At 58.5% G+C, this 13,914-nt stretch carries 12 protein-coding genes; 5 read left to right on the forward strand and 7 right to left on the reverse strand.

Features of this window, described 5'->3' with window-relative positions; genetic code table 11:
- Nucleotides 1-23: 23 nt before the first annotated feature.
- The 3 genes from AACU78_RS12275 to argH form a co-directional block, all read right to left on the reverse strand.
- Nucleotides 24-788, reverse strand: coding sequence for an amino acid ABC transporter ATP-binding protein (locus AACU78_RS12275; RefSeq protein WP_106576102.1), 765 nt, complete (start codon nucleotides 786-788; stop codon nucleotides 24-26).
- A 24-nt stretch (nucleotides 789-812) separates the two neighbouring features.
- Nucleotides 813-1,691 (reverse strand): amino acid ABC transporter permease, encoded by an 879-nt coding sequence (locus tag AACU78_RS12280; protein WP_106576103.1) that lies wholly within the window; start codon nucleotides 1,689-1,691, stop codon nucleotides 813-815.
- A 106-nt stretch (nucleotides 1,692-1,797) separates the two neighbouring features.
- Entirely contained in the window at nucleotides 1,798-3,225 is a 1,428-nt protein-coding gene (gene argH / locus AACU78_RS12285) for an argininosuccinate lyase (protein ID WP_106576104.1), read from the reverse strand.
- 228 nt (nucleotides 3,226-3,453) lie between these two features.
- On the opposite strand from argH, the gene AACU78_RS12290 reads away from it, so the two are divergent.
- Nucleotides 3,454-4,413, forward strand: a complete 960-nt coding sequence (locus AACU78_RS12290) for a LysR family transcriptional regulator (protein ID WP_106576105.1) — start codon at nucleotides 3,454-3,456, stop codon at nucleotides 4,411-4,413.
- 485 nt (nucleotides 4,414-4,898) lie between these two features.
- On the opposite strand, the gene AACU78_RS12295 is transcribed toward AACU78_RS12290, so the two are convergent.
- The 4 genes from AACU78_RS12295 to AACU78_RS12310 form a co-directional block, all read right to left on the reverse strand.
- Nucleotides 4,899-5,543, reverse strand: a complete 645-nt coding sequence (locus tag AACU78_RS12295; RefSeq protein ID WP_106576106.1) for an HAD-IB family hydrolase — start codon at nucleotides 5,541-5,543, stop codon at nucleotides 4,899-4,901.
- Between the two features lie 72 nt (nucleotides 5,544-5,615).
- On the reverse strand, nucleotides 5,616-6,332 hold the full coding sequence (locus tag AACU78_RS12300) for an HNH endonuclease (protein ID WP_106576107.1): 717 nt from the start codon (nucleotides 6,330-6,332) through the stop codon (nucleotides 5,616-5,618).
- Nucleotides 6,333-6,506: 174 nt separating this feature from the next.
- Nucleotides 6,507-7,757, reverse strand: a complete 1,251-nt coding sequence (locus AACU78_RS12305; RefSeq protein WP_032879817.1) for a ribonucleotide-diphosphate reductase subunit beta — start codon at nucleotides 7,755-7,757, stop codon at nucleotides 6,507-6,509.
- 578 nt (nucleotides 7,758-8,335) lie between these two features.
- Entirely contained in the window at nucleotides 8,336-8,605 is a 270-nt protein-coding gene (locus AACU78_RS12310; RefSeq protein WP_106576108.1) for a DUF2790 domain-containing protein, read from the reverse strand.
- 397 nt (nucleotides 8,606-9,002) lie between these two features.
- Here AACU78_RS12310 and acs point away from each other — a divergent pair, with 397 nt between their 5' ends.
- From acs to AACU78_RS12330, 4 genes are all read left to right on the forward strand, one after another.
- Nucleotides 9,003-10,958: an acetate--CoA ligase gene (gene acs / locus AACU78_RS12315; RefSeq protein ID WP_106576109.1), complete on the forward strand. Its 1,956-nt coding sequence runs from the start codon at nucleotides 9,003-9,005 to the stop codon at nucleotides 10,956-10,958.
- Between the two features lie 693 nt (nucleotides 10,959-11,651).
- Complete coding sequence (locus AACU78_RS12320; RefSeq protein ID WP_106576110.1) at nucleotides 11,652-12,437, forward strand: ABC transporter substrate-binding protein; 786 nt, start codon at nucleotides 11,652-11,654, stop codon at nucleotides 12,435-12,437.
- Nucleotides 12,438-12,528: 91 nt separating this feature from the next.
- Nucleotides 12,529-13,218, forward strand: coding sequence for an ABC transporter permease (locus AACU78_RS12325; protein WP_032886746.1), 690 nt, complete (start codon nucleotides 12,529-12,531; stop codon nucleotides 13,216-13,218).
- Nucleotides 13,215-13,913 (forward strand): ABC transporter permease, encoded by a 699-nt coding sequence (locus AACU78_RS12330; RefSeq protein ID WP_106576111.1) that lies wholly within the window; start codon nucleotides 13,215-13,217, stop codon nucleotides 13,911-13,913. The genes AACU78_RS12325 and AACU78_RS12330 overlap by 4 nt, the downstream gene beginning before the upstream one ends.
- Nucleotide 13,914: the final 1 nt, after the last annotated feature.

A 13,914-nucleotide genomic window follows, 5' to 3' on the forward strand; every position in this document is an offset into this window, starting at 1 on the left:
GGGCGTTCTCGTTAGTTTTTTAGTTAAGTGCGAACGGCAGAAATAAAGCTTTGGGTACGTGGGTTTTGTGGGCTTATTAGAATTTCTTCGGGGCTGCCGGCTTCCACAATCTGGCCGGCATCCATAAACACCATGCGGTCGGACACTTCGCGGGCGAAGCCCAACTCATGGGTGACCACGATCATGGTCATGCCGGTGGTGGCCAAATCGCGCATCACCGACAGCACTTCGCCTACCAGCTCCGGGTCGAGGGCTGACGTGGGTTCGTCAAACAACATCAACTTGGGGCGCATCGCCAGCGCGCGGGCAATGGCCACACGTTGTTGTTGGCCGCCGGACAATTCCACCGGGTAGGCATTGCGCTTGTCCGCCAGGCCGACGCGGGCCAGCAACTCCAGCGCGTCTTCGATGGCTTCCTTGGGCGAGCGCCTGAGCACCTGCACCGGGCCTTCGATGATGTTTTGCAACACGGTCATGTGCGGGAACAAATTGAAGCGCTGGAACACCATGCCGGTCGCCAGGCGCTGGCGGGCAATCTGCGATTCATTCATCTCATGCAGCTTGTTGCCGACCACGCGGTAACCCACCAGCTCGCCGTCGACCCACAGGCCGCCCTTGTCGATTTTTTCCAGCTGATTCACGCAACGCAGCAACGTGCTTTTACCCGAACCGGACGGGCCGATGATGCACATGACTTCGCCTTGCTCGACCTCGATATTGATGTCGCGCAGCGCGTGATACTCGTCGTAATACTTGTTCAGGTTGACGGCCTTGACGATGCTTCTCATGGGGCAAATCTCCTCAACCCAGATTTACGAACGCTTGCCGGCGCCGCGGGCAAAACGACGCTCGAGGCGGCTTTGACCAAATGAAAGAACAGTCACCACCGCCAGGTACCAGATACCGGCCACAATCAGTAGCTCCATGACGCGGGCGTTGGCGTAGTAGATGTTTTGCGCGTTGTGCAGCAGCTCCGAGTACTGGATCACGCTGGCCAGGCTGGTCATTTTCACCATGCTGATGAACTCGTTGCCTACCGGTGGAATGATCACTCGCATCGCCTGCGGCAGAATCACCCTACGCAGCGCTTGCAGGCTCGGCATGCCGATGGACTTGGCGGCCTCGTACTGGCCGGTGTCGACCGACAGCAAGCCGGCGCGCACCACTTCGGCGGTGTAGGCGCCCTGGTTGATGCTGAGGCCGAGCAGGGCGGCCACGAATGGCGTCATCAGATCGACGGTGTCGACGCTGAACAGGCCGGGTATGGCGATGACCGGGAAAATCAGCGCCAGGTTGAACCACAGCAACAGCTGCAGAATCAGCGGCGTACCGCGGAACAGCCAGGTGTAAGTGATGGCCACGTAGCGCAGGATCGGGTTGGCCGACATGCGCATGATCGCCGTGATCACCCCGATGACCACGCCCAGTGCCATTGCCAGAATCGACATGACGATAGTGTTGACCAGGCCCCACAGAATGGCCTCAGACGTGAGGAACTGCCCGATGTAGCACCATTCGATCTGGCCATTGGCAAAGGCGCGCAACAACGCGGCCAGTGCGATCACGATCAACGTGGCAAAAAACATCCGCCCGTAATAACGACGCGGCACATGCTCGTACTGCGTGATATCGAACTGGTTCTCGGACAACTTGCGCTCAGCTTCCAAGCGCTCCGCCGGGGTTTGGTTCATGGTGTTACTCCACTGCTGTACTCGATCCAACTGTTAAAACACAGTCCAAATGTGGGAGCTGGCTTGCCTGCGAAAGCGCCAGCAAACTCACCACAAAGGCCCAGGTTTAAATCCGAAACCCCTGATAACTCTCAGCCCATTTTTGCTGAGCCGCCAACGCCACCTTCAACCGCCCAATCTGCTCCCGAACCCGCTCCGGCGCCGTCCCACCCCAACCACTGCGCGCCGCAATTGCCGCTTCTAGGGTCAAGCAGTCCCGCACCTCAGGCAGCAACCGCGCGTCCACCTCCGCCAACATCGCCGGCGAGGCTTCCCACAACTCAATCTCGTGTTTCTCGCAGGCTTGCACCAAGGCGCCGGTAATCTCATGCGCCTCCTTGAACGGCACACCACGGGTGGCCAACCAATCCGCCACCTCAGTCGCCAAAGTGAAGCCCATCGGCGCCTGACGCCGCAGCTCTTCCACTTGCACCTTCATGGTCGCAACCATCCCGGCCATCGCTGGCAGCACCAGCAGCAAGGTGTCCACACTGTCCAACACGCTGTGCTTGTCTTCACTCAAGTCGCGGTTGTACGAAAGCGGCAGTGATTTGAGCGTCGACATCAACCCGGTCAGGTTGCCAATCAAACGCCCGGCCTTGCCCCGCGCCAGTTCGGCAATGTCCGGGTTCTTTTTCTGCGGCATGATCGAGCTGCCGGTGGCGTAGGCATCGTCCAGCACCACCCAACGAAATTGGCGCGACGACCACAGGCAAAACTCCTCCGACAGCCGCGAAATATTCACCCCGAGCATGCCCGCCACAAACAGGAACTCCGCCACATGGTCACGGCTGGCGACGGCGTCGATCGAGTTTTCGCACGGCCCGGTGTAGCCCATTTCCTTGGCCGAATGCTCTGGCTGACGCGCAATCGCCGAGCCTGCCATCGCGGCAGCACCCAACGGTGACAACGCCGTGCGCGCATCCCAATCCACCAGGCGCTGCACATCACGCAGCATCGACTGCGCATGAGCGAGCAAGTGATGGGCAAACACAATCGGTTGCGCCTGCTGCAAGTGAGTAAAGCCCGGGCAAATGCTTTCGACATGCTGCTCAGCCTGCTCCACCAACGCCTGCTGCAAACCCAACACCTCGGTGGTGATAGTGCGCGCATGGTCGCGTAGGAAAAGGCGCAGATCATTGGCAGTCTGATCGTTACGCGAACGCCCAGCGCGCAACTTGCCACCCAAGGCGCCCAGGCGCTCGGTCAATACGCGTTCGATAAAGGTGTGCACGTCCTCGTCATCCAGGGTTGGATGCAGGCGGCCGGCGGCGAAGTCTTCACCGATACGGTCCAGGGCTTCGAGGGTGCGCAAGGTCTCCGACTCATCCAGCAAACCGGCGCGCTGCAACTCCCGGGCATGGGCACGGGAGCCGGCCAGGTCGTAGGGCGTCAGGCGAAAATAGCGCTCAGGGCAACGCGACAACGCGGCCAATGCAGCAGATGGGCCGGTCTTGAAACGAGCACCCCAAAGGCGGTCGGTGGGCTGGGACATCGGTATTCCTCACGCTTGTTTTTAGAAGAGTCGGAGGCAGTAAAAAGCTAAAAAGACCTGATCGTAGTGTCAGGTTTTTACGGGTGTTAAATCAGCCTCTGTGTGCTGTTCAACCCGCTATATTCAAGGTTGCCAAGGGCGGATGTTTACGGCCATTATCGCCGCCTGGCTATGTTCAAGGATTGGGTTGAAGCCTGTTGAATATGGCACTTGAGGTCAACGCGTATTATGGAAACCCCACTTTCCACTTCTGGAAACATGCCGCCAAAACCCGGCACACGACCGCCTCTGCAACTGAGCGGGCTGGACTTCAAATTGCTGCGCGTGTTCATGGCGGTGGTCGAAGCCGGCGGCTTCAGCGCCGCGCAAAACGAGCTGAACGTGGGCCTGGCGGCCATCAGCAAACAGATCTCCGACCTCGAAATCCGCATCGGCATGCGCCTGTGTACGCGGGGCAGGGAAGGCTTCGGCCTGACCGAAGAAGGCAAGTTGGTGTATCAGGCGTCCATCGAGTTATTTACCTCGGTGGACAGTTTCAGAGACAAGCTTAGTTCGGCGCAAAACGAGCTTATTGGTGACCTTAGTGTCGGCGTTATTGATAACACCGTTTCCGACGTTAATTCGCCGCTCATTACCGCGTTAGGCAAACTACACAGCGAATCGCCAAAAATTAGATTGCGTCTACATGCCTCGCAATTGGATGAAGTTGAGCGCGGCGTGGTGGAAGGGCGGCTGATCGTCGGCATCGTCCCGGTGTATCAACGCCGCGAAGAATTCGACTATTTCCCGTTGTACGAAGAAAATGCCCACGCCTACTGCGCTGTAGGACACCCGCTGTTCAACGCGAACGACATCACACCGGAAGTGCTGCGCCAATACGAAGTGGTCAACCACCGGTACGCAATCCACCGCGACAAGGCCAACTTCGTCACCTACGACAGCCAGTCCGCCTCGGCCTCACAGGTTGAAGCCGTCGCCATCCTGATCCTCACCGGCCGCTTCCTAGGCTTCCTGCCCGAACACTACGCCGCGCCCCTGGTAAGGGAAGGGCGCTTGCGCGCACTGTGCCCGGAACACGTCCGCCTGAGCACCGCCTTCAACCTGATCCTGCGCCACAATGCCCCACGCAGCCCGATGGTAAAAGCTTTCGCCACAGCCCTGGGCGTCAACCTCAAGGCCACAACATAAACCGCGCCGAACACCGATCAACAAGCAACAAAGCCCAAATGTGGGAGCTCTCGAGCCCCAGCGAGGCAGCGAAGGGATCACCTCGGTCCGCTGCCGAACCCGCTATGTGTATCGACCCCCAGCCCCCCATGCTAGTGCGCTGTCCGGCCTGAAACCGATCAAAATGTGGGAGCTCTCGAGCCCCAGCGAGGCAGCGAGGGGATCACCTCGGTCCGCTGCCGAACCCGCTATGTGTATCGACCCCCAGCCCCCCATGCTAGTGCGCTGTCCGGCCTGAAACCGATCAAATGTGGGAGCTCTCGAGCCCCAGCGAGACAGCGAAGGGATCACCTCGGTCCACCTGCAGAACCCATCCACCCGCATCGCCCCAAGCCCCTGTGCGAGTGCACCACCCAGCCCTGCACCGATCAAAGTGTGGGAGCTCTCGAGCCCCAGCGAGGCAGCGATGGGATCACCTCAGTCCACCCGCCGACCCCATCCACGCATCAGCGCTGCAACTTGCCTTGCTTCTTCTTTGAATGAAAATGCCGAAAATGCGCATCCTGCGCCGCCGCCAACAACTCCCGATCCCCGCGGGTATCGCCCCAGGCCCTGAGCCGATAATCGCCCAAATCCCCATACACCGCCTCAAGCCGCAGCACCTTATTCTCACAGCGGCAATTATTCCCCGTGAGCTTGCCCGTCAACACCCCGTCGACCACCTCAAGTTCAGTGCCGATCAACTTGATCCCGAGGCGATTCGCAAACGGCTGCAACACTAAAGCCGGCGACGCCGAACACAACGTCACCTCCGCCCCGGACTTCACCTCATCCGCCACGGATTGCAACCCAGTCGGGCGCATCAGCTTGCTCCACGTACGCTTGCAATACGCCTCAGCCTGCTGCTGAACCCACGCCTTCTCCACGCCGGTCATAAAGGTGCGAATCAACTGCGCCTTCAACTCATCCCGACTGATCTGCCGCAGCAAAAAGCGCAGCCCCGGCACCGCCAGCTTGACCATCCGGCCATAGAACTCACCGGTGCCAAAGGCAAACTTGAGGAAGGGCACGAAACTGTCGTGATGGGTCAGGGTGCCGTCGAAGTCAAAGACGGAAAGTACTTTGGCGTCAGCGGGGCCGGCTTCGAGCATGTCTGGGTTCACGGGTTGGCCTCGGTCCTATCTAGTGTTTATTAAGCGTGCATCAGGTGTGACAGCAGGAGTTTACTCCCGTGCCAATCTTCCGATCTTGGCGTAAAGCGACTCGGTGAAAGCATCCCGGTCACTCGACCGGTGGCAACGCTGATGGCAATTGGGGCACAAGGCTACAGCATTGGTGATGCGATCCGAACCCTTCCGGGCGAGGTGCTTGACGTGATGCACTTCGAGAAATGGCTGGCCGTTGTCGAGATTAAACGGCGCAAGCACCCCGCACCCCTCACAAACACCTGCCGCCTGCTGACGTACCCAGGCGCGTACTTCCGGGTCACGAACGTAGGATGTGCTGGTGGTGCTGACTGGTTGCGGCGCGGTGATGCCTTCGGGTTTGGTCTTGATAGGTTCGCTTTGAAGCCTTGTCGCGCGTAACTCCAGTAACGCTTCGTCGGACGTGGGGGCGTTGTCTTGATATTCAATGATGCCGCGTTGCTCAAGTATGCGACGTATACGAGAGATGATTACAGAACCGACGTTATTCGCCGCGGTGTAACCAGCAATTGGCCTGTGATTCAGCGCCTCAAAAACAGCAGAAATGTTGCGCATACGGTAGTCAACCGATGCCAAGGACCGCGCGCTTAGAGCCCCTTCACGAAGAAGCTCGTGTTCGGCTGTCTTGTTAAACGACTGTTTTGCCTTTTCCAATTTCAACATTTTCAAATAGCCGTCGACGGAAGCTCCAAGCTCTTCATCGCTCCATCCGATATTGCTTTTTTTCGTATCCATACAGCCGCCAAGGGTAGAAAACCCTCGGACGATACTGAGTAGCCATTATTGCGTCTACGAAATTTCCTACAGTCTGCTGGGATTTGACCGTCTCTGAATTTGGGAATATTCAGATCACTGAGCATAAAAAAGCCCTGAACATGTCAGGGCTTCTTGGTGGGGCCGACTCTAGGATTAATCCCAGCTCAACGCGCCGCCGGTCTGGTACTCGATCACGCGGGTTTCGAAGAAATTCTTCTCTTTCTTCAAGTCCATAATCTCGCTCATCCACGGGAACGGGTTAGTGGTGCCCGGATACTCTTCTTTAAGACCAATCTGCGACAAACGACGGTTCGCGATGAACTTGAGGTAGTCCTCCATCATCGCCGCATTCATGCCCAACACGCCGCGCGGCATGGTGTCACGAGCATATTCAATCTCCAGCTGAGTCCCTTGCAGGATCATCTGGGTCGCTTCTTCCTTCATCTCGGCATCCCACAAGTGCGGGTTTTCGATTTTGATTTGGTTGATCACGTCGATACCGAAGTTCAGGTGCATCGACTCGTCGCGCAGGATGTACTGGAACTGCTCGGCGACGCCGGTCATTTTGTTGCGACGGCCCATGGACAGGATCTGGGTGAAGCCGCAATAGAAGAAGATGCCTTCCAGGACGCAGTAGTAGGCGACCAGGTTGCGCAGCAGTTCTTTGTCGGTTTCGACGGTGCCGGTTTCGAACTTCGGATCGGAGATCGAGCGGGTGTACTTCAAGCCCCAGGCGGCCTTTTTGGCGACCGATGGAATCTCGTGGTACATGTTGAAGATTTCGCCTTCATCCATGGCCAGCGATTCGATGCAGTACTGGTAGGCGTGGGTGTGGATCGCTTCTTCGAAGGCCTGGCGCAGGATGTACTGGCGGCACTCCGGGTTGGTGATCAGGCGGTACACGGCCAGCACCAGGTTGTTGGCAACCAGGGAGTCGGCGGTGGAGAAGAAGCCGAGGTTGCGCATGACGATGCGACGCTCATCGTCGGTCAGGCCTTCGGGGTTTTTCCACAGGGCGATGTCGGCGGTCATGTTGACCTCTTGCGGCATCCAGTGGTTGGCGCAGCCGTCGAGATATTTCTGCCAGGCCCAGTCGTACTTGAAGGGTACGAGTTGGTTGAGGTCGGCGCGGCAGTTGATCATGCGCTTTTCGTCAACGGCGACGCGGGCGGCGGAACCTTCCAGCTCGGCGAGGCCTTCGGCGACGTCGAGTTTGTCCAGGGCGGCCTTGGCGCGCACGATGGCGGCGGAGTCGCTGGCGGTAACGGCGCGAGCTTCGATGGCGGCGGCAGCGCCGGCACCGTCGAGGCGGTCCATGTTGGCTTCGGTGGCGTGGCCGGCGTTGGCGCCTTTAGCGGCTACTTCGCCTTCTTCTTCTTTGTCGAATTCGTCCCAGCTCAGCATGACGTGTCGTCTCCTGCGTGAGGGCTCAAAGGTGCCCGTGTGAAACCGGATGGTTGGGTGTTCACACGGCCCAGAGGCCGCGGTGGATCTTAAGAAATCGTTTGTTGCAACAGCTCGCGCAGGCATTAAACGGAATTGGGTAACGGGTGCTCTGCGTGAGGCTGAGGGGCGGAGCGACTGGTGCATGCTCCAGCGGGAGGCCTCAGGTCTGGCTCTTCATCCCAGTGTAAAGGGATATTGCAGGCCCGATTTACCCGCGCATTATAGGGAAAAATTCGGCTTTGTGTTGCGGCGGAGGGTCACGATTGAGCGCCAAAATGGCTTGGTTTTCGGCCAAGGCGCGTGTTTGCAAGGCTTTGCCGGGATAGGAAATTTTTGACGGGCGGTGGGATAGTTTTTGTGGGGGCAGGAGAGGCGGGTAGGTGGCGGGCTTTGGGAGGTGGGTAAGGCTGAAATCGCCATCGCAGGCAAGCCAGCTCCCACATTTGTTTCATGGTGGGTTCGAAATAGGTTCTTGGCCGCAAGAACGATTACTTGCGGCGACCAAGATCCGGGTTTAAACCTGACTCAATAGCCTGTTACCCGTTAGAGCAACCGTTGCCCATTACTTGGTAATTAAGAATATGACGTTGACCTTGGGAGTCTTCATATTCCATTTGTACCGGTACAACTTGGCATACTTCCGGAACAGTGCTCATGGACAATACTTTGGCCACATCCAAGTGAGTGCTGTAAGTGTAATCCTCAACGATCGGGGCGTTCTGGCCGGCCAGCTCGGTCGGGGCCTCATCGGCCAGGGCGGCGGTGGCGCACAAGCTGCTGAGGGCCATAACTACGAGAGCTTTCATTTCTTTACTTACCTTCTTCAGGGCGAAAGGGGTCACGGGGCCCTTGTGAGGCCACGTGTGTAACTTAAGAGTTGGGAAGTTCGGATTAACGTTGCCTTCGTGGGGGCTGTTACGTTGTTAATCACAGTGTCTTGTTGACGGCGTTGATTTTAGGCGCACGCGTTATATTCATATACCCGTGCTTTTGATAAACACTATTGGCGGTTTTTGTAACAATCCCCTGATAAAGGTTTTTTCACCCAGCCGGAAAGCCACGCAGGGCGCGGGCCAGAGCCGTAAACGGGCATAGCAGGGCAATTTGTAGGGGCTTGTTACTACCATCGTCGAATGGTTCTATGGGGGCGCCCCGGCTACAACAGGGCATACAAAAACAACTATTGTCACCGAGGTAAGAAAGATGAGTGCGGCTTCCCTGTACCCCGTTCGCCCCGAAGTAGCAGCCAACACGCTGACCGACGAGGCGACCTACAAGGCCATGTACCAGCAGTCGGTGGTCAACCCCGATGGCTTCTGGCGCGAGCAAGCCAAGCGCCTTGACTGGGTCAAGCCTTTCACCGCGGTCAAGCAGACCTCTTTCGACGACCACCATGTCGACATCAAATGGTTCGCCGATGGCACCCTCAACGTTTCCTACAACTGCCTGGACCGTCACCTCGCCGAGCGTGGCGACCAGGCGGCGATCATCTGGGAAGGCGATGACCCTTCCGAAAGCCGTACCATCACCTACCGCGAGCTGCATGAAGAAGTCTGCAAGTTCGCCAACGCCTTGCGCGGCCAGGATGTGCACCGCGGTGACGTGGTGACTATCTATATGCCGATGATCCCCGAAGCCGTGGTCGCCATGTTGGCCTGTACCCGCATCGGTGCGATCCACTCCGTGGTGTTTGGCGGTTTTTCGCCGGAGGCGCTGGCCGGTCGCATCATCGATTGTAAGTCGAAGGTGGTGATCACCGCCGACGAAGGTATCCGCGCTGGTAAGAAAATTCCGCTGAAGGCCAACGTCGACGACGCGCTGACCAACCCGGAAACCAGCAGCATCCAGAAGGTCATTGTGTGCAAGCGCACCAATGGCAACATCAAGTGGAACCAGCATCGCGACATCTGGTACGAAGACCTGATGAAAGTGGCGGGCACCGTGTGTGCGCCCAAAGAGATGGGCGCCGAAGAGGCGCTGTTCATCCTCTACACCTCCGGCTCCACCGGCAAACCCAAAGGCGTGCAGCACACCACCGGCGGTTACCTGCTGTATGCGGCCCTGACCCACGAGCGCGTGTTCGACTACCGCCCAGGCGAAATCTACTGGTGCACCGCCGACGTCGGTTGGGTCACCGGCCACACTTATATCGTGTACGGCCCGTTGGCCAATGGCGCGACCACGCTGCTGTTCGAAGGCGTGCCGAACTACCCGGACATCACCCGTGTCGGCAAGATCGTCGACAAGCACAAGGTCAATATCCTCTACACCGCGCCCACTGCGATCCGCGCAATGATGGCATCCGGCACCGCCGCCTGCGAAGGCGTGGACGGCAGCAGCTTGCGTCTGCTCGGTTCAGTCGGTGAGCCGATTAACCCGGAAGCGTGGGACTGGTACTACAAGAATGTCGGCCAATCCCGTTGCCCGATCGTCGACACCTGGTGGCAGACCGAAACCGGCGCCACCCTGATGAGCCCGCTGCCGGGTGCGCACGCGCTCAAGCCGGGCTCGGCGGCGCGGCCATTCTTTGGTGTGGTGCCGGCGTTGGTGGACAACCTGGGCAATATCATCGAGGGCGCTGCCGAAGGCAACCTGGTGATCCTCGATTCGTGGCCTGGCCAGGCGCGTACGCTGTACGGCGACCATGACCGCTTCGTCGACACCTACTTCAAGACCTTCCGTGGCATGTACTTCACCGGTGACGGCGCGCGTCGCGATGAGGATGGCTACTGGTGGATCACCGGCCGTGTAGACGACGTGTTGAACGTGTCCGGCCACCGCATGGGCACTGCCGAGATCGAAAGCGCGATGGTTGCACACCCAAAAGTCGCCGAAGCGGCGGTGGTGGGCGTGCCCCATGACATCAAGGGGCAGGGCATCTATGTGTATGTCACGCTCAAAAATGGTGAAGAGCCGAACGAAGCGCTGCGCCTGGAGCTGAAAAACTGGGTGCGCAAAGAGATCGGGCCGATTGCGTCGCCGGATGTGATCCAGTGGGCACCGGGCTTGCCGAAGACGCGCTCGGGGAAAATCATGCGGCGGATTTTGCGCAAGATCGCCACGGCTGAATATGACGGGTTGGGGGATATCTCGACCTTGGCTGATCCGGGGGTGGTGGCGCATTTGATTGAAACGCACAAGACCATGAACGCCGCGTAAGGCGGGGTTTGTGGGACGAAGCCCCATTCGGCGTGAGCTGGATGGGGCTTTTTTGCAGGATCTCGAAGCCGATGCAAATCCCCTGTGGGAGCGGGCTTGCTCGCGAATGCGGTGCATCAGCTGGCAGATGTGCAGCTGACCCAGCGCATTCGCGAGCAAGCCCGCTCCCACATTTGGAATGTATTTCATGAGCAAGGCGGTGTAGGTCTGACAGACCCGCACAACCCCCAAGCCAATAAATATCGACTTAGCGCGTAGGACGTTTCTGAATGTTACCGAGCAAGCCAAATGTGTAACCCTGCGCCCAAACCTGAGGCAAAGTGCTACGCCCGTGCCCCGAAAAGCCCCGTTTTAGACACCCTCTGAAATAAGATTAAACGCCAGACTTGCCGTGCTAGAAGGGTTTGCGAATAATAGGCCCGCAATTTGCAGCATCAACAGGTTTAATATCTTTTGTCTCTGCATAAAATTCAGAGGCTGTCAATGTGCTGGAACCGCTTTCTCAGTGCTTCTGTAAATTGTTGTCGCATTGAGGAAATATCGGCTTCCGGCCTGTCGTTAGAATGCCGATCACTCGCTCGTCGTCTCCACTGCTGAACCGGGGTAGGACGCAGCACCGCTATTCGGTTTCACTTAAGTCGCATCGTGGGCCACGGCTCATTCTGCTTTTTGCCCTACCGATGGAGTCCCAAGATGAAGAAACTTGTGCTGTTGGGCGCCCTGGCGCTGTCCGTGCTGTCGATGCAGGCCTTCGCTGATGAAAAGCCCCTGAAGATTGGTATCGAAGCGGCTTACCCTCCGTTTGCCTCGAAGGCGCCGGATGGCAGCATCGTCGGTTTTGACTACGACATCGGCAATGCCCTGTGCGCCGAGATGAAGGTCAAGTGCGTCTGGGTCGAGCAAGAATTCGACGGCCTGATCCCTGCGCTCAAAGTGCGCAAGATCGACGCGATCCTGTCGTCCATGTCCATCACCGAAGACCGCAAGAAATCCGTGGACTTCACCAACCGCTACTACCTGAGTCCAGCGCAGCTGGTGATGAAGGAAGGCACCACGGTCAGCGACAGCCTGGACGAATTGAAAGGCAAGAAAATCGGCGTGCAACGCGGTTCGATCCACGATCGCTTCGCCAAGGAAGTCCTGGCCCCTAAAGGCGCCACGGTCGTGCCTTACAGCTCGCAGAACGAAATCTACCTGGACGTGGAAGCCGGTCGCCTCGACGGCACCGTGGCAGACGCCACCCTGCTGCAAGACGGCTTCCTGAAAACCCCGGCCGGTAAAGGCTACGCGTTCGTGGGCCCACAGTTCACCGACGCCAAGTACTTCGGCGACGGCATCGGCATCGCGGTACGTAAAGGCGACAAGGCCGAGCTGGACAAGATCAACGCGGCCATCGCAGCGATCCGTGCCAACGGCGAATACAAGAAAATCCAGGACAAATACTTCGACTTCGATATTTACGGCGCTGACCCTAAGTAACTCGTCCTAGCTGTCTGTCCAGAATGGCGCAAGCAACAGAATTCCTGCGGTTTGCGCCATTTTTTCATCCCCCTTTTCGAGGACCTGAATCATGTTGAAAGGCTACGGGGCCGTCATCCTCGATGGCGCATGGTTGACGCTTCAGCTCGCCTTGTCGTCCATGGCCTTGGCCATTGTTCTGGGTCTGATCGGGGTCGCGTTACGCCTGTCGCCGGTGCGCTGGTTGGCCTGGCTGGGTGATTTGTACTCCACGGTGATTCGCGGGATCCCCGACCTGGTGCTGATCCTGCTGATTTTCTACGGCGGTCAGGACTTGCTGAACCGCGTCGCGCCGATGCTCGGCTACGACGACTATATCGACTTGAACCCCTTGGCCGCCGGTATCGGCACCCTGGGTTTCATCTTTGGCGCCTACCTGTCGGAAACTTTCCGCGGCGCCTTCATGGCCATTCCCAAGGGCCAGGCCGAGGCCGGCCTTGCGTATGGCATGAGCAGTTTCCAGGTGTTTTTCCGGGTGATGGTGCCGCAGATGATTCGGCTGGCGATCCCTGGGTTCACCAACAACTGGCTGGTACTGACCAAGGCCACCGCGCTGATTTCGGTGGTGGGCCTGCAAGACATGATGTTCAAGGCCAAGCAGGCGGCAGACGCCACCCGCGAGCCTTTTACCTTCTTCCTCGCAGTGGCGGCGATGTACCTGGTGATCACCAGCGTGTCGTTGCTGGCCCTGCGCTATCTTGAGAAGCGCTACTCGGTAGGCGTAAGGGCGGCTGATCTATGATCTTCGACTACAACGTCATCTGGGACGCCATGCCGCTGTACCTCGGCGGTTTGGTGACCACCCTGAAATTGCTCGCCATCTCGCTGTTCTTCGGCTTGCTCGCCGCCTTGCCCCTGGGCTTGATGCGCGTGTCCAAGCAGCCGATCGTCAATGGTGCGGCCTGGCTCTACACCTACGTGATTCGCGGCACGCCGATGCTGGTGCAGCTGTTTTTGATCTACTACGGTCTGGCCCAATTCGAAGCCGTGCGCGAAAGCTTCCTGTGGCCGCTGCTGTCCAGCGCCACGTTCTGCGCGTGCCTGGCCTTTGCGATCAACACCAGCGCGTACACCGCCGAGATCATCGCCGGTAGCCTCAAGGCCACGCCGAACGGTGAGATCGAAGCGGCCAAGGCCATGGGCATGTCGCGCTACAAGCTGTACCGCCGCATTCTGCTGCCGTCGGCCCTGCGCCGTGCGCTGCCGCAGTACAGCAACGAAGTGATCATGATGCTGCAGACCACGAGCCTGGCGTCCATCGTCACCTTGATCGACATCACCGGTGCCGCGCGCACAGTGAACGCCCAGTTCTACTTGCCGTTCGAAGCCTACATCACGGCCGGCGTGTTCTACCTGTGCCTGACCTTTATCCTGGTACGCCTGTTCAAGTTGGCCGAGCGCCGCTGGCTCAGCTACCTGGCGCCACGGAAGCACTGAT

Source organism: Pseudomonas sp. R9.37 (assembly GCF_963878885.1).
Taxonomy (GTDB): domain Bacteria; phylum Pseudomonadota; class Gammaproteobacteria; order Pseudomonadales; family Pseudomonadaceae; genus Aquipseudomonas.

What these genes read in the sequence shown, in the direction of transcription:
- AACU78_RS12275 (WP_106576102.1), bottom strand. Translation starts at nt 788, where the DNA reads ATGAGAAGCATCGTCAAGGCCGTCAACCTGAACAAGTATTACGACGAG.
- AACU78_RS12305 (WP_032879817.1), bottom strand. Translation starts at nt 7,757, where the DNA reads ATGCTGAGCTGGGACGAATTCGACAAAGAAGAAGAAGGCGAAGTAGCC.
- AACU78_RS12330 (WP_106576111.1), top strand. Translation starts at nt 13,215, where the DNA reads ATGATCTTCGACTACAACGTCATCTGGGACGCCATGCCGCTGTACCTC.
- AACU78_RS12300 (WP_106576107.1), bottom strand. Translation starts at nt 6,332, where the DNA reads ATGGATACGAAAAAAAGCAATATCGGATGGAGCGATGAAGAGCTTGGA.
- argH (WP_106576104.1), bottom strand. Translation starts at nt 3,225, where the DNA reads ATGTCCCAGCCCACCGACCGCCTTTGGGGTGCTCGTTTCAAGACCGGC.
- AACU78_RS12325 (WP_032886746.1), top strand. Translation starts at nt 12,529, where the DNA reads ATGTTGAAAGGCTACGGGGCCGTCATCCTCGATGGCGCATGGTTGACG.
- AACU78_RS12310 (WP_106576108.1), bottom strand. Translation starts at nt 8,605, where the DNA reads ATGAAAGCTCTCGTAGTTATGGCCCTCAGCAGCTTGTGCGCCACCGCC.
- AACU78_RS12290 (WP_106576105.1), top strand. Translation starts at nt 3,454, where the DNA reads ATGGAAACCCCACTTTCCACTTCTGGAAACATGCCGCCAAAACCCGGC.
- AACU78_RS12295 (WP_106576106.1), bottom strand. Translation starts at nt 5,543, where the DNA reads ATGCTCGAAGCCGGCCCCGCTGACGCCAAAGTACTTTCCGTCTTTGAC.
- acs (WP_106576109.1), top strand. Translation starts at nt 9,003, where the DNA reads ATGAGTGCGGCTTCCCTGTACCCCGTTCGCCCCGAAGTAGCAGCCAAC.
- AACU78_RS12320 (WP_106576110.1), top strand. Translation starts at nt 11,652, where the DNA reads ATGAAGAAACTTGTGCTGTTGGGCGCCCTGGCGCTGTCCGTGCTGTCG.
- AACU78_RS12280 (WP_106576103.1), bottom strand. Translation starts at nt 1,691, where the DNA reads ATGAACCAAACCCCGGCGGAGCGCTTGGAAGCTGAGCGCAAGTTGTCC.